This window comes from Staphylococcus sp. MI 10-1553 (genome assembly GCF_010365305.1).
In the GTDB taxonomy this organism is placed as follows: domain Bacteria; phylum Bacillota; class Bacilli; order Staphylococcales; family Staphylococcaceae; genus Staphylococcus.
In genome coordinates this window covers 1,047,257-1,070,750 of sequence record NZ_CP048279.1, presented here as the reverse complement: position 1 = coordinate 1,070,750, position 23,494 = coordinate 1,047,257, and the positions used below count along the sequence as shown (strand labels likewise).

19 protein-coding genes are annotated in these 23,494 nt (G+C 39.2%); 1 reads left to right on the top strand and 18 read right to left on the bottom strand.

The genetic code is table 11. The features are described from left to right. The 6 genes from fapR to GZH82_RS04695 all read right to left on the bottom strand — a co-directional run bounded on the left by fapR (position 1) and on the right by GZH82_RS04695 (position 7,401). Positions 1-561 (bottom strand): transcription factor FapR, encoded by a 561-nt coding sequence (gene fapR / locus GZH82_RS04720; protein ID WP_203232847.1) that lies wholly within the window; start codon positions 559-561, stop codon positions 1-3. Positions 562-686: 125 nt separating this feature from the next. After that, positions 687-2,732: an ATP-dependent DNA helicase RecG gene (gene recG / locus GZH82_RS04715; protein ID WP_162681526.1), complete on the bottom strand. Its 2,046-nt coding sequence runs from the start codon at positions 2,730-2,732 to the stop codon at positions 687-689. 2 nt (positions 2,733-2,734) lie between these two features. Next, positions 2,735-3,604: an L-serine ammonia-lyase, iron-sulfur-dependent, subunit alpha gene (gene sdaAA, locus GZH82_RS04710; protein WP_162683001.1), complete on the bottom strand. Its 870-nt coding sequence runs from the start codon at positions 3,602-3,604 to the stop codon at positions 2,735-2,737. 18 nt (positions 3,605-3,622) lie between these two features. Further along, positions 3,623-4,288 (bottom strand): L-serine ammonia-lyase, iron-sulfur-dependent subunit beta, encoded by a 666-nt coding sequence (gene sdaAB / locus GZH82_RS04705; RefSeq protein ID WP_162681525.1) that lies wholly within the window; start codon positions 4,286-4,288, stop codon positions 3,623-3,625. 1,058 nt (positions 4,289-5,346) lie between these two features. Then, positions 5,347-7,014 (bottom strand): fatty acid kinase catalytic subunit FakA, encoded by a 1,668-nt coding sequence (fakA, locus tag GZH82_RS04700; RefSeq protein WP_162681524.1) that lies wholly within the window; start codon positions 7,012-7,014, stop codon positions 5,347-5,349. 12 nt (positions 7,015-7,026) lie between these two features. Continuing rightward, positions 7,027-7,401, bottom strand: a complete 375-nt coding sequence (locus GZH82_RS04695) for an Asp23/Gls24 family envelope stress response protein (RefSeq protein ID WP_014614132.1) — start codon at positions 7,399-7,401, stop codon at positions 7,027-7,029. 333 nt (positions 7,402-7,734) lie between these two features. On the opposite strand from GZH82_RS04695, the gene rpmB reads away from it, so the two are divergent. Further along, a complete protein-coding gene (gene rpmB, locus GZH82_RS04690; protein ID WP_014614133.1) occupies positions 7,735-7,923 on the top strand; it encodes a 50S ribosomal protein L28 in 189 nt (62 codons plus the stop codon). A 103-nt stretch (positions 7,924-8,026) separates the two neighbouring features. Here the strand turns inward: rpmB and GZH82_RS04685 are convergent, their stop codons facing one another. The 12 genes from GZH82_RS04685 to coaBC form a co-directional block, all read right to left on the bottom strand. Further along, entirely contained in the window at positions 8,027-8,668 is a 642-nt protein-coding gene (locus GZH82_RS04685) for a thiamine diphosphokinase (RefSeq protein WP_162681523.1), read from the bottom strand. Beyond that, positions 8,668-9,318, bottom strand: coding sequence for a ribulose-phosphate 3-epimerase (gene rpe / locus GZH82_RS04680; RefSeq protein ID WP_162681522.1), 651 nt, complete (start codon positions 9,316-9,318; stop codon positions 8,668-8,670). Before rpe ends, GZH82_RS04685 begins: the two co-directional genes overlap by 1 nt. Beyond that, complete coding sequence (gene rsgA / locus GZH82_RS04675) at positions 9,318-10,193, bottom strand: ribosome small subunit-dependent GTPase A (RefSeq protein WP_162681521.1); 876 nt, start codon at positions 10,191-10,193, stop codon at positions 9,318-9,320. The genes rpe and rsgA overlap by 1 nt, the downstream gene beginning before the upstream one ends. 182 nt (positions 10,194-10,375) lie before the next feature. Next, on the bottom strand, positions 10,376-11,644 hold the full coding sequence (locus tag GZH82_RS04670) for a cytochrome P450 (protein ID WP_162681520.1): 1,269 nt from the start codon (positions 11,642-11,644) through the stop codon (positions 10,376-10,378). A 736-nt stretch (positions 11,645-12,380) separates the two neighbouring features. Then, entirely contained in the window at positions 12,381-14,393 is a 2,013-nt protein-coding gene (gene pknB / locus GZH82_RS04665; protein ID WP_162681519.1) for a Stk1 family PASTA domain-containing Ser/Thr kinase, read from the bottom strand. Continuing rightward, positions 14,390-15,133 (bottom strand): Stp1/IreP family PP2C-type Ser/Thr phosphatase, encoded by a 744-nt coding sequence (locus tag GZH82_RS04660; protein ID WP_162681518.1) that lies wholly within the window; start codon positions 15,131-15,133, stop codon positions 14,390-14,392. The genes pknB and GZH82_RS04660 overlap by 4 nt, the downstream gene beginning before the upstream one ends. A 6-nt stretch (positions 15,134-15,139) precedes the next feature. Continuing rightward, a complete protein-coding gene (rlmN, locus tag GZH82_RS04655; protein WP_162681517.1) occupies positions 15,140-16,234 on the bottom strand; it encodes a dual-specificity RNA methyltransferase RlmN in 1,095 nt (364 codons plus the stop codon). Between the two features lie 5 nt (positions 16,235-16,239). Beyond that, on the bottom strand, positions 16,240-17,541 hold the full coding sequence (gene rsmB, locus GZH82_RS04650) for a 16S rRNA (cytosine(967)-C(5))-methyltransferase RsmB (protein ID WP_162681516.1): 1,302 nt from the start codon (positions 17,539-17,541) through the stop codon (positions 16,240-16,242). After that, positions 17,542-18,474, bottom strand: coding sequence for a methionyl-tRNA formyltransferase (gene fmt / locus GZH82_RS04645; RefSeq protein WP_162681515.1), 933 nt, complete (start codon positions 18,472-18,474; stop codon positions 17,542-17,544). Further along, positions 18,467-18,952: a peptide deformylase gene (gene def / locus GZH82_RS04640; protein ID WP_162683000.1), complete on the bottom strand. Its 486-nt coding sequence runs from the start codon at positions 18,950-18,952 to the stop codon at positions 18,467-18,469. Before def ends, fmt begins: the two co-directional genes overlap by 8 nt. Positions 18,953-19,212: 260 nt before the next feature. Then, positions 19,213-21,621, bottom strand: coding sequence for a primosomal protein N' (gene priA / locus GZH82_RS04635; protein ID WP_162681514.1), 2,409 nt, complete (start codon positions 21,619-21,621; stop codon positions 19,213-19,215). After that, entirely contained in the window at positions 21,618-22,823 is a 1,206-nt protein-coding gene (coaBC, locus tag GZH82_RS04630; protein WP_238989691.1) for a bifunctional phosphopantothenoylcysteine decarboxylase/phosphopantothenate--cysteine ligase CoaBC, read from the bottom strand. The genes priA and coaBC overlap by 4 nt, the downstream gene beginning before the upstream one ends. Between the last annotated feature and the right edge of the window lie 671 nt (positions 22,824-23,494).

The following is a 23,494-nucleotide window of genomic DNA, read 5'->3' as shown; positions in this document are numbered from 1 at the left end:
TTATTCATCCTCGCTTATGTAATACATTTTAAATAGACCTTCAAAGACTTTTTCTTGCGCAACGAATGACGTCACACACATTTCATAATATTTATCATCATGAAATTGGACTTCCGCTTCTGCAACAACGACATCGCCTAATTGTACAGGTTTGACAAAGTGGATATGACTTTCTTTCGTCAATACGGATGCATGTTTAACTATTGCGACACATAATGAATTCGCTTGTGCAAACAACACATGTCCACGTGCAATCGCATTTCTCGTAAAGACATCTTTTTTCGAAATCGTCATAATCGACTTCCCTGATAAATTAGGTTCTAAAGATACGATATCCCCTATAATGTCTTGATCTTCAAGGGCACTAATATTTTGATATTGATCTTTTGCTACATTTTTAACGCGCTCTCGAAGTTCAGGAATTTGTAACTGACTCCGATCAAGGCGTATCGTCTGTATACTCACTTCAAACATGTCACTCAAAGCTTGATCAGTGATAAATGGATTTTGCTGGATGGTAGTTTCAATTAGTGTACGTCTTTCATCTTTCGTCTTTTTCACATCATCGCCACCCAAATTTAGTACCAAGTCTTAATTGACTCCATTTCATTTTAACATGTTTACAGCGCAGTTCAAAATGATTTCATGTCACATCAACACGCGGGGGTCATAACATTTTCCACCAATTAATCAAAGCTTTGGTACAACACTTTATCTTCAATAAACGTCCGCAACCGTTCAAATTCATCCGTAAAAAACGCCCCCGATTGCATTAGTTGGGCCGCTTCATCTCTCGCTACTTCTAACATGCGATAATCCTCGACCAAATTCCCCACTAAAAAGTCAGGCAAGCCACTTTGTTTTACACCAAAGAAATCACCAGGGCCCCGCATTTCTAAATCTTTCTCACTCAATTCAAACCCATCCGTCGTTTGTGTCATAATTTGCATGCGCTCAATCCCTGTTTCTGTCTTAGGAGAAGCAATCAGCACACAATAACTTTGAAAATCACTACGGCCAACACGACCACGCAATTGATGCAACGTCGACAAACCGAAACGATCCGCATCATAAATCATCATAAAGGTCGCATTTGGCACGTTCACACCTACTTCGACGACGGTCGTTGCGACAAGGACATCGAGTTTATGTGCACTATACCGATGCATCACGTCATCTTTTTCATCTGCATTCATTTTCCCATGCAATAAGCCGATACGACGCTGTGGTAACGCCGCTTGTAAGTTTTCATACAGTGCAATCGCATTTTGGACGTCTTCTAAATGTTCCGAGCTTTCGATCAGTGGTGAAATCACATACGCCTGTCTCCCTTGTCGCAATTCGCGTTCCATATGTTCAATGACTTGGACATATTGCTCATGCTTTACCCAGTATGTTTCAATCGGTTTACGTCCTTTTGGTAAACTTTTAATTGATGACACATCCATCTCACCAAATACTGAAATGGCGAGCGTTCTCGGAATAGGTGTTGCGGTCATAAAGAGGACATTGCTTAGTGCGCCTTTTTCACGTAATTTTTGACGTTGTTGCACCCCAAAACGATGCTGTTCATCCGTAATCACAAGCCCGACATTGTGAAACGCCACATCATCTTGAATGAGCGCATGTGTGCCAATTAAACAATCAATTTCACCATTCGCTAACTGTTCAAGTAGGAGTTGACGTTTTTTCCCTTTGACAGAGCCTGTTAACAGCGCTACGTTCATAAACGGTCCAAATAATTCGACTAAACTTTCCGCATGTTGTTCCGCTAAAATCTCTGTCGGCACCATTAATGCAGACTGATACCCAGCTGTTTTCATCGCATACATACAAATTGCCGCTACTACCGTTTTACCAGAGCCCACATCCCCTTGTAATAAACGGTGCATACGTATCGGTGCTTTCAAATCACGAAAGATCTCATTCACACTTTGTTTTTGGCCCTCTGTTAGTTCAAAGGGCAACATCTCTATAAACGCTTTAACTTGCTGAATGTCGTAATGCACTTCTATCGCTTCTTCTGACATTTTTTCCATACGATTGAGCCACTGCATACGAAGCTCAAACATAAAAAACTCTGTAAAAGCAAACGTCCGACGTGCACGCAATAATGACTGCTGATCTTTCGCTTCATGAAGGGCATGTAGTGTATCATGTAACGTTTCTAACTTGTATTGTTCGCGCATCGATGGCGGCAACCATTCATGAATTGTAATGTCTTGCAGCGTTTGTTTTATCATATCTCGTAACGTTTTTTGTTTTAACCCTTCTTTCACACGGTACACGGGTGTAAACTGCGCATCCGCTAACTGTGATAAATCAAAAAACATTTTCTGACCATTGATTTCTTGTTTACGGCGAGACCATTTCCCTTTAATGCCGACCGTTTCATGCAACTGAATTTTATTTTTCAAATACGGTTGATTGAAGAACACCACTTTTACCGCAATCCCATTAATCATTAAATGGACTGTCAATTTTGAACGATTTCTTCCAAAAAAAGCGACAGTGGGGGTCGAATACACTTCCCCGCGAACTGTCACATTGGATTCATCTTCAGCCGTCGTCAAATCAACCAACGTATTATCTTCATAACGCGTCGGTAAATAGAGCACCAAATCTTGAATGGTATGAATATTCATTTCGTTTAAAATGGCCAACCGCTTTGGGCCTAACCCTTTGATGTCCTTAAGCGCATAAGGATTTTCAATGAGGTTTAATTTTGTCATTATTAATCACCAAAAATCTGTTGTTTTAATCGCTGACCTGTTGGTGTACCTGCTAAGCCACCACGACCTGTTTCACGCAAAGCAGACGGCATCGTTTGACCAATTTTATACATCGCATCAATGACTTCATCTGTTGGAATGCGAGATGTAATGCCTGCCAACGCCATATCTGCTGACACAATCGCATTGGACGCCCCAGCTGCATTACGTTTCACACAAGGTACTTCAACTAAGCCTGCCACTGGATCACATACGAGACCTAACATATTTTTAAGACAAATCGCAAAACCTTCCGCAGATTGTTGCGGTGTCCCGCCAGCTGCTTCCACGATTGCCGCTGTTGCCATTGCGCTTGCTGAACCGACTTCTGCTTGACAGCCACCTGCCGCACCAGAAATAGACGCATTGTTCGCAACAACGAAACCAAAAGCACCCGACGTCAGTAAAAAGTTCAACATATCTTGTCGGTTTAATTGTAATCTATTTTTAAGCGAAAATAAAACGCCAGGAACAACGCCAGCAGAACCCGCAGTAGGTGTTGCACAGATTTTACCCATCGCCGCATTCACTTCATTCGTCGCAACAGCTTTACTTACTGCATCTAACACCAAATTACCTGCTAATGCGTTACCACTTTCGATATATTGTTTCATTAAGACCGCATCGCCACCCGTTAATCCTGTTTTTGAAGTGACACCTGCCAATCCTTCTTCAAGTGCATTCTCCATCGTTTGTAAATTGTGATCCATGTGCGTATACACTTCTTCAGCTGTCATGCCCGTTACAGCCATTTCTTGTTCTAGCATCACTTCATAGATCGCTTTATTCTCCGCTTCACATCTCTCAATTAATTCTTTTACACTTTTAAACATTTTCACGTCTGTCATCATTTAATTATCCCCCATCAACGAAACTGTTACGACACCTGGAACTTGTCGAATTGAATCTAAAATCTTGTCATTCACTTCATCGTCCAGTTCACATGTCATTAACGCTTGGTCACCTTTTTCTTTTCGTGACACTTGCATACTCCCGACGTTAATACCGTCATCACCTAAAATATTGGCAACTTTACCAATCGTGCCAAATGTATCTTGGTGAAATACAAGTAGTGTCGGATAGTTACCACTAATTGCCAATGGAAAACCGTTTATCGCGACAATTTCTATTTTACCGCCACCAATCGATACACCTTCGACAGAAATATTTTTCTCTCCATCTGTCATATCGATAATCGCTGTGTTCGGATGTGAACGTTCTTCACTCATTTCAATAAAGTGTACGCGCATTCCGGCCTCTTTTGCAGTTTCGAGACTCGTTTCAATGCGATCGTCATCCGTATCATAGCCGAGTAATCCCCCGACTAATGCGACATCTGTACCATGTCCTTTGTATGTTTCCATAAATGAGCCATATAGGTAGATGTCTGCGCGTTCTGGTTGTTTGCCGAATAGATCTCTTGCGACAAGTCCGATTCTGACAGCACCTGCTGTATGTGAAGATGACGGGCCTACCATGGTTGGTCCGATAATATCAAATACGCTTTTATATTTCATTTTTGCTCCCCCTGTTTTTGACCATCAAATGTGTCTCTTTATTATATCAATGTTCTTTGTATAATGTCATTTTGTTGATTTTTTATTTTTGTGTTTGATTGTGGTGTTTTGCCTTTGTGGTTTTGAACATTTGGTGTTTTTGATGTGTGGGTTTGATATGTATGGTTTTGGTGCATGTGGGTTTGATACATTTCAGTGCATTGGATACATTGATTTTGACATTTCAATACATCAGATACGTTGCTTTAGACATTCCGACTCATGAGATATGAATCTTTTTGACATTTCAGTTGTTTTGATTGCTTGATCACCCTCGCGTTCTAGGTGGCTCACTTCAACTCAATTCGGCTTGATTGTGGTGTACATGCGGTGGATGCCGAATTGGATTTTCAGTTTCGCCTCTATGCCTCAGGAGTCTCGGATGGTTTTGGCAATCTCTGTCATAGGTTTTAACTGTCATGATACATCACCAGCATGTCCACTTGTTGTCTAAGAACCTTTCATAAGACTCAATTCCTAGACAAGTACACTTCTGTATTAAAAAGCACCGAAGAAAACTAAAAGTACTATTTAACATCACAGTTTCAAAAAGTCACATCTACAGCGTCTATACCAATTACTAAAATTAAACAAACACCCGATACAAATCAAAAAATCAAAAACACCATGTTTCAATCATCATCGTTTCAAAAACCTAAATCTGCGGTACCGATACCATTCACTAGATTAAAAAAAACACCTGATGCAAAGTAAAAAACAATACTTACCTTTTGATTTTCGATTATCAAGGAGACGTATCATATCAAGTTTTGGAAAGTTAATTTCCCACGTTGCTACTGTGTGTTTTCTTCACCTCAGATTGCATGAACCGTGCAAGGCTGCCAAGACAGCAGCTGAAGACGAAAAAGCACTCCGACTTCAGCCCCTATGAAAGCAAAGGCTAAGTGCGTCAATCTACTAACGAAAACAATATGTAAAATGAAAAATCCAACGACCATCAAAAAGCATCAAACAACGATGATACGTCGTCTGATGCTTTTTAAGTTCTATCAATCAAACTATTCTACTGCAAATAAGTATGGATAAATTGGCTGTTGACCGTCTTGAACTTCAACTTCAACGTCTTCATAGTGCTCACCTACAAATGTTTCAATCCAGTCTGTTAACGCGCTATCCGCTTCTTCACCTGTGATAATCGTTAAAATTTCACTATCTTCACTTAACATGTGATTTAAAGTATCTTTTAATACGGTTTGCTTGTCGCGGTCACTTGCGATGATTTTATCTTCTACAAGTCCCATGAAAGCACCTTTTTCAATTTCGATACCGTCAAATTTCGTATCTCTAACCGCATAAGTCATTGCACCTGATTGTACGTCGTCGATGGCTGCAGTCATAGCTTCTTCGTTTGTCGCTAGATCTGCACTTTCGTCATAATGGAACATTGCTGCGATACCTTGTGGGACAGTACGTGTTGGAATAATGATTGTTTCAGCTTCAACAATGTTTGCCGCCTGCTGACTTGCCATTTGAATATTTTTATTATTCGGTAAAATAATGGCACGCTTACAACCACTGTCGTTAATCACTTTGACAATGTCTTCAGTTGAAGGGTTCATCGTTTGGCCGCCACTAATGACATGTGTCGCGCCCATTGATTTGAACAGCTTTGTAATGCCGTCACCCATTGAAATTGTAATGACTGCTTTTTCTACAGTTTGTGTTGTTGTATCATTTGTATTTTTTGTTTTAGATTGATGTGCTGCTTCTTTACGTAATACTTCACGATGTTGTTCACGCATATTTTCAGCTTTAACTTTAATCAATTCACCATACTTTTGACCGAATGTGAAGACTTCACCTGGTGTTTCTGTATGGACATGAACTTTCACAATTTCGTCGTCACTAATCACCAATAGCGAATCTCCAAATTGGCTCATTTCTTGTCTAAAATCCGCCTCATCAAACGGTGCTTTATCTACTTCGAAACGCACCATCATTTCTGTACAATAACCATAGACGATATCTTCTGTATCAATGACACCATGGAAATCATGTACATCATTAAAGAAAGCTTCACGATCGACTTTCGGTGCTTCTGCGACAATTTTTTCACCTTTCATCGCTTTGAGAAAACCTTCATAAACTAATGTAAGGCCTTTACCACCACTATCCACGACGCCGACTTCTTTAAGTACTGGCAATAAATTTGGCGTGTTTTCGAGTGACTTTTGCGCTTCTTCATAAACGTACGTCATTACTTCCAAACAATCGTCTGTTTCTTGTGCTTTTTTAACCGCTGCTTTACCCGCATCTTTAGCGACAGTCAAAATCGTACCTTCCACTGGTTTCATGACTGCTTTATAAGCTGTTTTAACACCTGCTTCAAAACTTTCCGCAAATTGTTTGGCATCAATTTCTTGTTTATCTTCTAACGCTTTTGAAAATCCGCGGAAAATTTGAGATAGAATGACACCAGAATTGCCTCGTGCGCCCATCAATAATCCTTTAGAAAAAGCTTTACCTAAGTTCCCAATATGAGCAGTCAAATGCGCCTGTACTTCTTCACGTCCAGAAGTCATTGACAAATTCATGTTTGTACCTGTATCCCCGTCAGGCACAGGGTAAACATTTAATGCATCCACCATGTCAGCATTATTTGATAAATTTTGTGCCCCTTGTATAATCATGTCGGCAAATAGATTACCGTTGATCTTCGTTATCATGCAAATATCCTCCTATTTGTCTTTCCCGTCATTATTAAAGCGCACGCCCTGAACAAAAATATTCACAGAGTTGACTTTAAGTTTTAATGTATTTTCTAAAGTATATTTCACAGTCGATTGCACATTTTGCGCAACTTCTGAAATTTTCACACCGTAACTTACAATAATGTGCATATCTACATCTAACACACCATTATCTTCCCTCACTACGATCCCTTTCGCATAGTTTTCATGTCCTAAAATTTCAGCAATACCGTCTCTCACTTGTTGACGTGAAGCCATCCCAACAATGCCATAACATTCTACAGCTTTACCGCCTACAATTGACGCGATTACTTCATTTGAGATATCGATACTTCCGTAATCATTTGTAATTTCTAAAGCCATCCTTTTCGCCTCCTATTTACAAATTCACTCTTTTATATCATCTATCTTTATATTTGTTAAAATTGATTGCCAATCATTTAAAAACATTCTGATTTCTAATAATATTATATTACTATATCTGACAAGTCGTTGCCAATAAACGCATTGTGCACGATTACTTTTCCTCATATTTCAGTTAATCACAGTTTCAAATTATATCAGAAAGTGCATAATACAAAAAGTGATTTATGAAAATATAACCCAACTTTTTATTGCATGTCAATTGTTAATGTGGTATATTACGTTAGTATGTAGTAGAAAAGTGTATTTGTATTTCTTAAAGGAGGTACGATGATGGGTAAAGAATGTTTCGTAACAGGACGTAAAGCTTCAACAGGTAACAGACGTTCACACGCGTTAAACTCAACTAAACGTCGTTGGAATGCTAACTTACAAAAAGTTAGAATCCTTGTTGATGGTAAACCTAAAAAAGTTTGGGTTTCAACTCGTGCTTTAAAATCAGGTAAAGTTACTCGTGTATAATTAACAACATATATCAAAATAAAAAAACAGGTCTTTATGTGGGAGACCTGTTTTTTTATTTAAGGTTCGGGTTTACGCGATGCCCCAACCTTTATTTTTCTTTTTACTTATCTCGACTTCTCATGAGATAGACACCACCTTGATGAATGATGACCTTTCCTTGTTCTGCATCAAATTCGTTTGAGACTGTTAAAGTTTCGCCTCGATTCAACTGCTGCTCGCACAATTCATATTTAAATCCTTTTAACGAAAGTACGACTTGATCCGTTCCTTGCATAAACGAAACATAGCGATAAGCTGTATCATTTTGTATGAAATGCTGACCTTTAGTTAAATACTCGATTTCGTTTTGTTGATCAATGAGTTGAATACGAACCGCTTCAAAATCAGGGTGTTGCAGGAGTTGCATGGCGCCCATAAAATGATCTAAACGCCCACCTGTTGCTCCAAATATTTGAATATGACGATACCCTTGTTCCACTGCAGTGCGCACAGCAAGCGCTAAGTCTGTATCGGCTTTTTCGGCTGGTACGGGGGCAATGTCAATACGTGATTGCACCCATTCGCGTTCACTTTGAGAAATTGAATCAAAATCGCCTACAGCAAAGATCGGCGTGATATTTTGTTGTAATAAAATCATCGTGCCTCTATCTACGCCACCCCATGTTTGATGACGTTTGATATCGAACAATGCTTCTGGTAATTCGCGTTCACTACAGAGCAAGCCAATGACTTTATCATTCATTACAGTTCACCTTTTAAACGTTGGTTCGCTTCTTTATAGTCTGCTTGGCTAAAGAAATATGAACCTGCGACTAACCAATCTGCGCCTGCTTCAACGACTTGTTTCGCTGTTTGATCATTAATACCGCCGTCGACTTCGATTTTAAAGTCAAGTTGACGATTTTTTCGTATTTCATCTAATTGTTTAATTTTATCTACAGCAGCTGGAAGGAATGCTTGCCCACCAAAACCTGGATTCACGGACATGACTAAAACGAAATCTACATCTTCAATAATCGCATCTAGCGCATGCACAGGTGTGCCCGGATTGATGACTACACCCGCTTCAACACCGTGTTTTTTAATATTTTGAATAACTCTATGAATATGCGGATTGCCTTCCATATGCACTGAAATTTTGTTCACACCTTTTTCCGCAAACACTTCTACATAGTCATTCGGCGTTTCAATCATCAAGTGCGCATCAATTGGCAAATCCGTTGCTGCACGAATCGCTTCAAGCACTGGAAAACCAATTGAAATGTTAGGTACGAATTGGCCATCCATCACATCAAAATGTAACGCATCAATGCCACTTTCTTCTAATTTTGATAACTCTTGTTTTAAGTTTAAAAAATCAGCTGATAATAAAGAAGGAAACACTTTTGTCATTAGTATCTTACCTTTCGATTTGATATTTCATTATATAGTTGTACGTAATGGTCATAACGAAATGCCGGCAATTCTCCTACATCTAACATCGCTTTGATGTGACAACGTGGTTCATTGATATGATAACAATCTCTAAATTTACAGTACGCGCCTAATTCTGCAATATCAATAAAATAGTTTCGCAAATCTTCTTTTTCAATATGATCAAAATCGAGCGCGCTAAAACCAGGTGTGTCAGCGATATGACCATGTTCACGCGAATAAAGTTCTACATGGCGTGTCGTGTGCTTGCCTCGGTTGAGTGATTGTGAAATTTCATTCGTCTCCAAATCAAGACTCGGCGCATAACGATTAAGCAATGTCGATTTTCCTACACCAGACTGTCCACTCAATACAGCAAGTCCAGGTGCCCACTGTTGAAAAACTTCTGCAACATCGTCATCTTTACCGATAAATTGTGTTTGATAACCGATTTTTTCGTAATATTTGAGAACTTCTTCAATTGTTGCTTGTTCTTCTTTTGATGCAAGATCCTTTTTTGTAATGAGTATGCTCGGCTGCAATCCGTATGAATGACCAATCACGAGAAAACGATCTAACAATTGTGTTGAAAAATCAGGAGACACCGCACTCATCACGACAATGAGTAAATCGATGTTGCTCACTGGCGGCCTTTTTAATTCATTACGACGTTCATATACATGTTGAATATAGCCCGATGCGTGCGTTTCCACATCAATATCCACAATATCTCCAACGATAGGCGTAATTTGCTTTTTTCTGAAGAGTCCGCGTGGTTTTGCATCAAACATTTCACCGTTGACATCAACGCGATAGACACCGCTGATTGATTTAATAATTCGACCTGTTTTCAAATTCACACCTCTTTTTCGTTAATATCCTCAATTATTATATCAAAGCCTTATACACAATGATATGATTTAATACTTGCAACAACTTTTGATCTCAATTGATGCCATGCCAATTAAAAAAGAGATAATACTCGTGAAGAATATTATCTCATCTCGTTTTATTTCAGCCTATTGATGCACGCAAATTAAATTCTTGGATATACATTTTTAATCATCGTCCCACTCGTCACTTTACCAGGGAATTGATCTAACTTTACAGACAAGTCTTGTGCAGAAGCTTCGAAATCAATTTTATTCGCAAAATATTGAATCGTTTCTTCCATCACAATCACTGTCATCCATTCACCCGCACAACGATGGTTCGTATAGAAATCTCCACCGCCTTGAGGAATTAAATCAAACGGACTGCCATCCCAGTTGTCGAAACGGTCTGGGTTAAATTGATATGGGTTTTCGAATAATTCAGGGTCATGTGTCGTTCCAAAAATATCCAATACCGTTAATGTGCCTTTTTTAAGTTTGAAACCGTCAAATTCAACCGTTTTCTTTAATCTACCTGGTAAAAACGGTACAAATGGGAAAATACGACGCACTTCTTGAGCGAATTTATAGGCATAATTCGGATCATGAGTCACTTGTAACTTTTTACGTTCTTGATCAAATTCAATCAACGCTTTCACACCGTAGCTCACAAATCGATTCACCGCAACAAGTGGACGCACAATATTCATTAAATCCACTGCACATAAGTGAGGGTCCATCGGTTGGTCATTCAAATCTTTCCAATGCGCAAACTCGTATAAAGCAGTTCCCGGTTCTGCATATTGTTTACCCGTACGCACCGCTTCGATTTGATCTTGTAAAAATTGTTCAACACGTGCGCGCGCCTTTTTCGCTTGACGATACCCTTTCAAAGATTGACCGAGCCCGCTAAACGAATCAATCATAATATTCATATCTTCCGCATTTTTCGCGGCTTGTTCATCCGTTTGTTTTATACCTGCCCAGCGAAAACCGACTTGTGTTAAAATCAATCCCGCTTCTTTATAGACGTTGACTTCATCTCTATTTTGCATGCGTTCTGTATGCATAAACCAATAATTTCGTGTCAATTCACGTAAATATTTCAAATTTTTCTCAGTCATCAAAGACATAAATAGTGCTTTACGATCGACATGCACTTTACCTTCTGTCGTATGAATCGCACCTTTTCCAAATAAAGTATGTACAATACGTTTCGGCAATGTCCCTTTTCTTGAAATCTTATCGTTGTCATAAAATAATTCTGCTGCTGCTTTACCACTGATCACAACAACAGGTTTCATCCCTAATGCACGCGTTTCAAAAGCTTTTGTTCCAAACTTTTCTAGACGCTTAGGCACATAAGTATATGCTTCGTTAATAATTTTAAGCGTATTGTCTAATCCCGTATCTTTTGGTAGTTTCTTTGCCACTGTAAGTCCCCCCGAAAACAAAATTAAATCTTCAACCACCATTATACGTGGTTAAAAGCGAATTGTAATCCAAAAACTAAACTTTCAAAAGGTTTCCTAGCAAATCAGTCTGTTTTCATTCCCTCAACTAAAAGATATGGATGTTCAACACAAAAAACAACCGTCAAAACGAACCTCACGTCCACTTTCACAGTTGATAAATTATATTCCGTTAAACGTTTAACAATCTCCAACACCCTTTACCCGCACAAACAAGTGGCGAAAAGATAATTTTTTGTTTTTTGTTAAAGTACAATGACGCTTTCGTTTCTCCAAACAAAAAATGATTGCCAGAAGATTCTTCATAAAAACACAAAAAGCCTTATTGAACCGCAATCTGAGCGAGACTCCTGAGGGAATGAGTGCATACTGCTAACAGTCACTTCTTTACTTTAATAGTGGTTGCTGTTTATCGCAGTAGCTGTCTGACTTGCGGGGACAGTACGACGAAATCTTTGTGACACATGAGATTTCTGTACTGCTCCCAAAATCCACTAACGCCTCAACAAATGTCACAGTTTAATCAAGCGTTAGTGAGTTGGAGGACCATCCCCTAGGAACGCGAGCCCTAGATTGCAACAATAAGGCTAAATCAATTTAACAACGAAGAATCGTTCAACAATTAGTAAGATTGAAACACACACATGTTACCGAAATGCCGAAAATCAATCAAAAACAAAACTAAATCATTCATCTTTTAAAAATCATCAAAATCAATCGTCTTTCTCGCCACTGTTTTACCATCCACTTTAATCACATACTTCGCCGACTTATCTTTCTCAATCACAAATTGCATCGTTTGCGGCGTATCTCTCGTAATATTAAACGTTTCAGCAGGGCTTTGACCATTATCATTTTTGTCTGTAATAAAAACTTCTACTTTTTGAGGCTTATCATTTGTACCTGTATAAGGAATGTTAACCGTCTCACTGTACGTCTTGACTGCTGAATCACTATCCTCATCATCTTCTTTCTCGCCTGTTGACACGATAAAGCTCACCGTATCGCCCTCTTCTACATTTGTCTTTTTAGGCGAGTGATTGATAATGTGATGTTTTTTCACACGACGGTCTGAACGTTCTTTTTCAATTTCGACGACAAGTCCTTTTTCTTCTAATTCTGCTTTCACGTCATCTATGTCTTTGTTCGTATAATCGCCGACATACACTTGACGTTTGCCGAGTGATTCTGTGACTTCAACTTTATCTTGCGTCACTGCCACGTTTTGACCTGCCGGAATACTTTGTCCCTCAATATGACCTTTTTCAATATTATTTTCAGTATAGGCCGTCGTGAATGTCACATGCGTGAAACCTAATTCCTTCAATCTTTGTTCGGCATCTTGTTTCGTCATACCTACCAAGTTTGGCATAGCTTCCACATGTTGCCCCTTCGAAATGACAAGGTCCACACTGCTTTCTTGTTCCACTTTAGTGCCCTCTTCTGGATCGACTGTCATCACTTGGTCTTTACTGTAACGGTCACTGTAATCATACGTGACGTCACCTACAGTCAATTTATTATCTTTTAATAGTTTTTCAGCTTGAGCTTTCGATTTACCGAGTACTTCAGGCACTTGGCTATATTTATCTCCAGTCATCGCTGCACCCATAAAAATAAACAAGCTTCCTAACAAAAGTAATAAAATCACACCGAAAATCCATTTTTTGCGTCCCGAACGTTTCGGTGGTGGACTATAATAAGCAGGTTGTGATTTCGGCTTAGGCTTAGGTTGTGCCTCACGTTGCTTCTCAGGTGTGACAATTGGAATTTGTGCCGTTTCCTGAACAGCTTGACCTTGTTTTGCTTGTTCAGCTTTTAATGCATTTTTATTGATTGGCACAGTTTTCGTTGCTGTACCGTCCACTTCGTATATTGCTTCATTTTGACGACTCAAATCTAAAGTGGACATGACATCATGCGCCATTTCAGATACTGAACGATAACGATGACTTTGATCTTTTTCTGTCGCTTTTAAAATGACATTACTTAACGCTTGTGGCACATCTCTTCTCGTATCTGTCACATTCGGCACAGACTCTTGTATTTGTTTAATCGCAATACTCACTGCTGTTTCGCCACTAAAAGGCGGATGCCCCGTCAACATTTCATACAATACAATACCGATTGAATAAATGTCAGAACGTTCGCCTGTTTTTTCACCTTTTGCTTGTTCAGGGGATAAGTATTGGACAGTGCCGACAACGTGATTCGTTTGCGTCATCGTCGTTTCGCTGAGCGCTTTCGCAATACCAAAGTCTACAATTTTCAGCGTTTGATTCCGGTCGATCATTACGTTTTGCGGCTTAATATCACGATGAACAATGCCACGTTCATGCGCATGACGAATTCCACTTAAAATTTGCTCGATAAAAAAAAGTGCTTTTTCAGGCTTTAACGGCCCATTCGCTTTAATATAATCGGCTAAGGTCGGCCCTTCAATATATTCCATCACGAGAAAGAAAAAGTCGACTTCTTCACCCACGTCTAAAACACTGACAATGTTTGGATGTGTCAGTATCGTGGTATTTTGAACTTCTCTTTCAAAGCGTTGAATCGTCGCTTGCTTTTCGTTAGGTGGAATATGAATGAGCTTCACAGCGACTTGGCGATTTAAAATGGTATCCATTGCGACATAAACATTCGACATGCCACCGCCACCAAGAATTTGCTTTAACTCGTAGCGATCATCTATTAAACGCCCAATCATACAGGTTCACCTGCAATTTCAGCGAGTATAAATGAAACATTATCTTTCGCTTCTTGTTCTTCAGCGACGGCGAGCATGTTGTCACCAATCTCTTGAATTGTCTTGCTTTCATTCAACAGTTCATGCAATTGATGCGGCTTCACATAATCTGTTAAACCATCAGAATTTAAAATCAGATATTGGTAAAATTGCGTACGTTTAGTGAAAATGTCAGGTGTCACAAAACGATTTGTGCCCATCACTTTCGTAATAATGTGTCTTCTCGGATGTACGAAAGCTTCTTCTTCAGTAATTTCACCTAACATCACGAGCTGATTGACGAATGTATGGTCAATCGTAATTTGGTCCATCGTTCTGCCATTCGTTAAATACGCACGTGAATCGCCTACATTTGCGACAACAATATGATGATCAAATACTAATACACATACACACGTCGTCCCCATACCATGGTACTCAGGATTTTGTTGTGCTTGATCGTATAAATCACGGTTGACGATTTGAAGTTGATGTTTCAACCAAGCTTCTGCCTGTTCAGGTTCAATATAATTTTCCGCTTCAAACCTTTCTTGTAAAGCATCTACAACAAATCGAGATGCGACTTCACCTGCTTGATGACCGCCCATACCGTCACATAATACTAAAAATTGTTGATCTGTTTTATTGTAAAACACGCCACCTGCATCTTCATTGTTTTCACGAAAATTTCCTGCTACTGAAAAAAATTCTGCATTTAACATTATGTTCTACCTCGTTTCTGCTTGACGTTCCTTTGCTCTAAGTTGTCCACACGCTGCATCGATATCTGCGCCTTGTTCACGTCTAATTGTAGCATTAATGCCTAATTTTTTTAATTCTTTTTCAAATTTAAAAATGTCATCTTTAGGCGTTTTAACATAATTACGCTCTGGAACATGGTTCACTGGAATTAAATTCACATGACAGTTCAATGGTTTAATCAATTTTGCCAGTTCTCGCGCGTGTTCAAGTTGATCGTTTACACCACCAAACAAACCATATTCAAACGTGATACGACGATTTGTTTTTTCTTGATAATATTGAATCGCTTCCATCAATTTATCCACATCATATGCTCTGTTAATCGGCATTAATTTTGAACGAATTTCATTATTCGCTGCGTGTAAGCTCACCGCAAAGTTAATTTGAAGTGATTCGTCCGCAAAATCATAAATTCTCGGTACAATACCTGACGTTGAAACAGTAATATGACGTGCACCAATATTTAAGCTGTTATCATCGTTCACTATTTTCAAAAAGTCCATCATTTCATCGTAATTTTCAAACGGTTCACCAATACCCATGATGACGATAGAAGAGACACGTTCGTCTGTTTCATCTAACGCTTTTTGAACAGTTAATACTTGTGATACGATTTCACCCGCTTCTAAGTTACGCTTAAGCCCACCTAATGTCGACGCACAAAACGTACAACCGATACGACAACCCACTTGTGTCGTCACACATACAGAATTCCCATAGTCATGACGCATTAAAACCGTTTCAATCGTGTACCCATCTTGTAATTCAAATAAAAACTTGATTGTGCCATCACGACTTTCTTGGCGTACGACCGTTTCCAAAGTCGTCATTGTAAAGTGGTCAGCGAGAAGTTGACGTAATTCTTTCGATAAATTCGTCATTTCTTCAAAAGTATCTACACGTTTATCATAAAGCCATTCGTAAATTTGTTTAGCCCGGAAACTTTGTTGGCCATTCTCTTTCAACCAACCTTGCAATTCATCAAATCTGAGTGAATAAATCGATTGTTTCTCAAAGTCTGGCAAAAATTTATTCTTCTTTTTCTTTTCTGCAGTAATCATATCGTCTACCCTTTCTTCCTTACTCTCGTTATAAAAAAGCCATCTGCATGCATATCTTGTGGCAATAGTTGCAATGTTTTTACTGGTTCATGTGTACGTGGGTCTTCAATAGGATCAAATTCGAAATCAGGATGTGACTTCAAAAAAGTATAAATCACATTGTCATTTTCAAGCTGTTCAATCGTACATGTCGAATAAACCAATGTCCCACCTACTTTAAGATGCTTTGAAACATTGTCGATAATGCGTAATTGTAAGTCTACTAAGCCCTCTACATCTTGTGGCGTTATCATATATTTAATTTCTGGTTTATGTCTCAAGACGCCTAGCCCACTACACGGCGCATCAAGTAAAATTTTGTCAAACTGCTGGTCGTACGGTTGTGTCGCATCATGTTGTGTCGCACGAATACCTGTAAGATGTAATTTCCGGATATTATGGTCAATCAGTTGAATTTTATGCGCATGCACATCTGTTGCAAGCACTGTACCTTGACCGTTTAAAATTTCAGCCATGTGGCAAGCTTTACCTCCAGGCGCACTACAACTATCTAACACGTTGTCACCAGGTTGTAATCCCATATATTCCGCTACAAACATAGAACTTTTATCTTGAATACTGATCAATCCATTTTGGAACAGTTCAGAAGTCATCACGCCATGTCCTGATACGTGTAGACAAACATCAATAGCCGCATCACGTTGTACATCGAATCCTTCAGAAATCAAACGTGCCATCGCATCATCTACTGTGATTTGTGTACGGTTCACACGCACAGTTTGTGTAGCAGGGCGTAGTAAGTTCGCAGCAATCGCTTCTGTCGTTTCTGCCCCGAAATGTGTTAACCAATGTTTGATAATCCAAGTCGGCATACTATATTGAATAGAAAGGCGCTCAGGTTGCTTTTGGATAGATGTAATGTCTGGAAGCGGCTGCGAAGTCATTTGCCGTAAAATCGCATTGACCGTATTTCCTGTTTGTGCACCACTACGTTTTTTTGCGATATTCACGGCTTCGTTAATTAAAGCGTGTGTTGGGATTTTATCTAAATACAGATACTGATAAAGACTCATCCATAATAAACGTCGAACCCAACCTTTGATTTTCGTTTTAATGAACGGCTTTAAATAATAATCTAAAGTCAGTTTACGCTTAATCGTCCCGTACACGAGCTCCGTATATAAACGGCGGTCAGCTGGATTTAATGGATACATCTGTAACATCTCATTCATTTTTAAATTACTGTAAGCCCCGTCTTTCAACACCGCTTCAATTGTCATTAAACTTAATTCACGAACTGTGACCATTTAGATGAGTTCCTTTCCAACTAGAGATGTTTGGAAACCACTTAAAAATTGTGCAACAGGCATTCTTTTCTTACCCGCTAATTGAATTTCTGTCAGTGCAATCGCATCATCAGAGCCCGTTCCTACAATGATTTCCTTTTTCGTCACTTCGATAATCTCACCCGGACGCCCAGATTGACCTGAGACGAATTGTGCTTCATATAATTTCATATTTTTATCTTCAAACGTCGTATAAGCAACTGGCCATGGAGATAAACCACGAATATGGTTGAAAATCGTACGTGCATCTTGTGTCCAATCAATACGTTCATCTTCGCGTTGAATATTTGATGCAAAGCTCACTAGTGCTTCATCTTGAGGCGTGCGATCGTTCGTGCCAATTAAAATAGCAGGAAGCGTTTCTTTTAATAAGTCCGTACCGAGTGCACTTAACTTATCATGCATTGTCCCAACATTATCAGTATCTTCAATTGGAATCGCACGTTGTGAAATGATATCACCCGCATCTAACTTCTTCACCATGTACATAATCGTCACACCTGTTTCCGGTTCACCATCAATAATCGCTTGATGAATTGGTGCACCTCCACGATATTTTGGCAATAATGACGCATGTACATTGACCGCGCCAAATTTTGGATGTTCAAGTAATGATTCAGGTAATAATTGACCAAACGCCGCTGTAACAATCAAGTCACATTCCATTTGAAGTAATGTTTCAAGTTCTGCTGAGCCACTTAACTTTTCAGGTTGATACACAGGAATATCGTGTGCAACAGCAACCTTTTTCACTGGAGGCGGTGTGAGTACCCGTTTACGTCCTACAGGTCTGTCGGGTTGAGTGACAACTGCCATCACCTCTTCAGTGTCGATTAACATTTCTAAAATTGCGGTTGAAAAATCAGGTGTCCCCATAAAAATAATTTTACTCATCTTCTAAATAAGCCTCCAATTCTGCATTTGAGATTTCTCGATCCATAATATCTACAAATAAAACGCCATTTAAATTATCAATGACATGTAAAATCATACGTGCAATATCATCATAAGCCGTCATTTCAACTTCATTGCCATTTAAATCATAACTTCGAACCGTAATCATACGACTGCGCGTCACTTCACCAAAACGCCCTGGCACACTCAAGCACCCTTCAAGTTCCGTCGCTGTTTCATCTGATTGGGCAATGACTTCAGGATTGATCAGCTGTAACAAGCCGTCTTGTTCCATATCGACAATTGCGACACGCTCACTCACACCAATTTGCGATGCCGCTAACGCTTGACCTTCTGCATCATATAACGTATCTTCCAAATCTTGAATGATGTCTTTTAAATGCGCATCAAATGCTGTTACTGGCGTTGCTTTTTTCCTCAAAATCGGATGCACATGCGTTTTAATTTTTCTGATCATCGCCTTCATCGCCCCTCACGAAAATTTATCATTACATTATAGCTTATTCTCAACGAAATTGCGATAGTCTATCATCGTCATCATAACAAAAAAGTCGTCATTCATCATTATTCATACACAAAAAAGAAGGCCAAATCGCTCACTGATAAATTAAAAAATCTATCACGTTGAACCATTTGCCCTTTTGTTGCCCTCGATGGTATTCGATTAACATTCAAACATTTTGGAAACAGTGGCATATTAATATTTAGCCGAACTTTTCACATCATCATGTAAGGGTTGATATCTATTTTGAGTCCTAGCTTATTTTTCAAAAACATTTCATGATAATAATCATCTAAATACGTCAACGCATGGATGAGTGACGGTTCACTCTTGTATTTCACTAATACTTGGAAGCGATACTCATTGTTAATACGCGGGATGACTGACGGTGACGGCCCCAACACGAACGCTTTTTCTGTCAAATGTTGCAACAAAATTTGATGAATATGTGTTGCCGCTTGTAACACTTCTTTCGTTTTTTCATGCGTGATTGTAAAGTTAATTAAATAATAGTAAGGCGGATATTGGCCTAACTTACGAAACTGCATTTCTTTTTGGTAAAAGTTCAAATAATCATTTTGTTGAACGTCTTTAATCGCGTAATGATCCGGATGATATGTTTGAATGATGACTTCACCTTTTTTCTCATGACGTCCCGCACGCCCTGCTACTTGCGTCAAAATTTGGTAAGTTCGTTCACTCGAGCGAAAATCAGGCAAATTCAACATCGTATCTGCATTGAGTACGCCGACGAGTGTAATGTTCGGAAAGTCCAATCCTTTCGCAATCATCTGTGTGCCTAACAAAATGTCGCCATTGCCTTCACCAAACTGTTTCAAAAATTTTTCATGACTACCTTTTTTGGTCGTTGTATCAACATCCATTCGAATCGTTCGCGCGTTAGGGAATTGTTGTTGCAGCAACTCTTCTACACGTTGCGTCCCTGTCCCCATTTGACGAATATGTTCACTTTCGCAGTTCGGACATTGAAATGGCGCTTGTTCTTGATAACCACAATAGTGACATTTCAGTTGATCACTCGATTTGTGATACGTCAATGAAATATCACAATTCGGACATTGTGGCACATGCCCACAGTCGCGACATAACATAAATGATGCATACCCTCGGCGGTTTAAAAAGAGGACGACTTGTTCTTTACGCGCGAGTCGTTGTTCAATCGCTTTAACGAGACGTGCCGAAAACATTGAACGGTTGCCATTTGCGAGTTCTTCCCGCATATCTAAAATTTCAACATCAGGTAATGGCTGTTGGTTGACACGTGACGGCATAGACAACAACGTATAAACGCCCTTTTCAGCACGCGCATAACTTTCCAAACTTGGCGTCGCACTCCCTAACACGAGTGGGCATTGATGATATCGACTGCGCCACTCTGCAATATCTTTCGCATGATATCGCGGATAATCTTCTTGCTTATACGTCGATTCGTGCTCTTCATCAATAATAATCATGCCGAGATTTTTAAATGGCGCAAATACACTTGAACGTGCACCAACACTGACACGTGCACGGCCATCACGAATCTTTTGCCATTCATCATAACGTTCGCCGTTCGACAAAGCAGAATGTAAGACAGCCACTTCATCACCAAAGCGTCTTTTAAATCGCAATACCATTTGCGGTGTTAATGCGATTTCTGGCACGAGCATCATCGCCTCTTTACCTTGTGCGAGGACATCTTCAATAATTTGGAGATACACTTCCGTTTTACCAGACCCCGTTACACCGTGTAGTAAAAACGTTTCAGCTTGTTGTTTACGGACCGAATGCCATAAAGTATCATACGCGACTTGTTGTTCTGGCGTAAGTTCACGTTTTTGTTCTTGTTCAAAAACACGTCCTTCGTATGGATTTCGTTCCACAATCGCATCATATTTTTCGATCACACCTTGTCTTTCTAACGTATTGATTGCTGAAGTAGAAAATGCCATTTCTAATAATTCTTGTAACAATACATCACGGTGGCGTTCATCAAGCAAAAATGCGAGTACCTCATACTGCTTTTGTTTCTTTTGGGCGGTTTCCAAATACGCTTCAGCCAGTTCTGTAGACACAACTCTGACTGCACGTCGCTTTTTTTTCGTCGTATTTTGGGATAATATCGTAACGGCTTCAATGTGTCCTTCTTTCAAATAAGGCATGAGCTGTTCAATATTTTCATCTTGTTGCGCTTCTTTATAATAGTACAGCCCTTCTTTATTAAAATGCGCGACCACTTCATCAGGTAAATCCGCATCCTCTTTTAACTTGAACGCTTTCGAATATTTCGCTTTAATCGCACTGGGCAACATCGCTTCAAGAATAGAAATACGTTTTGATAAAAAATAGCGACTGTACCATTCACTTAATTGGACGAGTTCTGCCGTCAGTTCTGGCTGAATATCTTTCACTTCCATAATCGGTCTCAACTTATCTAAATCGTATTCCGCTTCTTCATCCGGTACACATCGCATGACGTACCCTTGAATTTTACGCGGACCGAATGGCACAATGACACGAATACCTGGCTGAATGACGTTTTCTAAATCAGCAGGTATTGCGTAATCGAACGTTTTATCCACACTTTTCGAGGCAACGCCTACAATAACTTGCGCGATCATACATCCCATCTACTTTCTAAAATTGATAAGATTTGGAAAGCTAATTTCTTTTTAGGGTCTTTTTGAAGCGTTTCAAATGTCCCGTCTTTAAAATAAAGCGACACTTCATTATTGTCTGAACTAAAACCAATAGACGTATCTCCCACATTGTTCGCAATAATGACATCTGCATTTTTACGCGCGAGTTTGTCTTGTGCGTAACTTTCCATATTTTGTGTTTCTGCCGCAAAGCCTACAAGTTTTTGTGTCGTTTTGTGTTCACCTAAATATTTCAGAATGTCTTGTGTACGTTTGAACGTCACAGTCACATCACCGTCTTGTTTTTTCATTTTATGCGGCAACGGCTCGACCGGTGTGTAATCCGATACTGCAGCAGTTTTGAAAATAATATCTTGTTGCTCGAAACGCTGCTTTACCGCTTGAAACATCTCTTCAGCCGTTGTCACTTGTACAACTTCGACTTGACTTGGTGGCTCGATTGACGTAGGCCCTGTCACTAATGTCACATCCGCGCCGACTTTTTGAAGTGCCTCTGCTATGGCGTATCCCATTTTCCCTGACGCTCTATTCGATACAAATCGGACAGGGTCAATCGTTTCAACAGTGGGCCCTGCAGTAACGAGCACTTTTTTATGGTGAAAATACGCTGATTGTGACTTCTCAGTATTTTCCTGGCCTTGTCGATCGATCACCGCTTTAATTTCAAGTGGTTCCGCCATACGTCCTTTCGCCACGTAGCCACATGCTAAAAAGCCTTCTCCAGGTTCGATAAAATGATATCCATCGTCTATTAACGTTTGAATATTAGCTTGAATTCGTGGATTTTCAAACATATGGACATTCATTGCAGGTGCCATAAATTTAGGTGTCGTCGTCGCTAGTAACGTCGTCGTCACCATATCGTCCGCAATACCGTGACTTAATTTTGAAATGATGTTCGCTGTCGCGGGTACAACGACAATCGCATCCGCCCAATCTCCTAAAGCAATATGTTGGATTTCAGCTGGATTTTCTTCTAAAAACGTATTCGTATAAACCGCGTTACGACTAATCGCTTGAAATGATAATGGTGTTACAAATTGTTGCGCATGTTCTGTCAACATGACGCGCACATCATAACCCCCTTGTGTCAGTTTACTTGTTAAATCTATGGCTTTATATGCAGCGATACCGCCCGTTACAGCTAGCAAAATATTTTTCATCATTTCCACTCCTGTTTTTTCACTCTTAAAAGCATTATAATATATTTATCGTTTTGTTTCATATGACGTTGCTTTTCAAATATACGCAGCTTAGACATAAAAATTTCAGCGATTTAAATTATTATATTTTAAATCAGATACGCTTCATTGATTACTGTTCTGAATTCTACACAATTGTCATTATAAAATCACGCTCTAGGGACTTATCTCAACTCAATTTGGTTCGATTCAAATATACATTTGATGGAAGTCGAATTGGATGTTTAAGCAGTACAGAAATCTCATATGTAACAAAGATTTCGCAAGGTTCTGTGTCAACATCGGTTAGTGAGACGATAACACATTAAGCAACGTTTTTTGTTGTTTAGTGTGTTTTTTATATTCACTTACAAACACCCTAGAAATCATTAAAATTCCAGAAATTTCTGTCACCATACTAATCATGAAATATGCTTGTATTTTACATTATATTCTTTTAGCCAAACACTGAATTGATTTTGATGGTTCTGTTGCAAAGTTGAAAAAGTTAAATAAGTAAAAAAAAACGAATTTAATTGTATATAGGAAATTGTTAGATTAATTCTAAAATTCCTACATTCATAATTATCTGAAAATTCATTGACTTCCTTTTTTTGTGTGATAATATTTAAATACATTAAATTTAGTTCTAG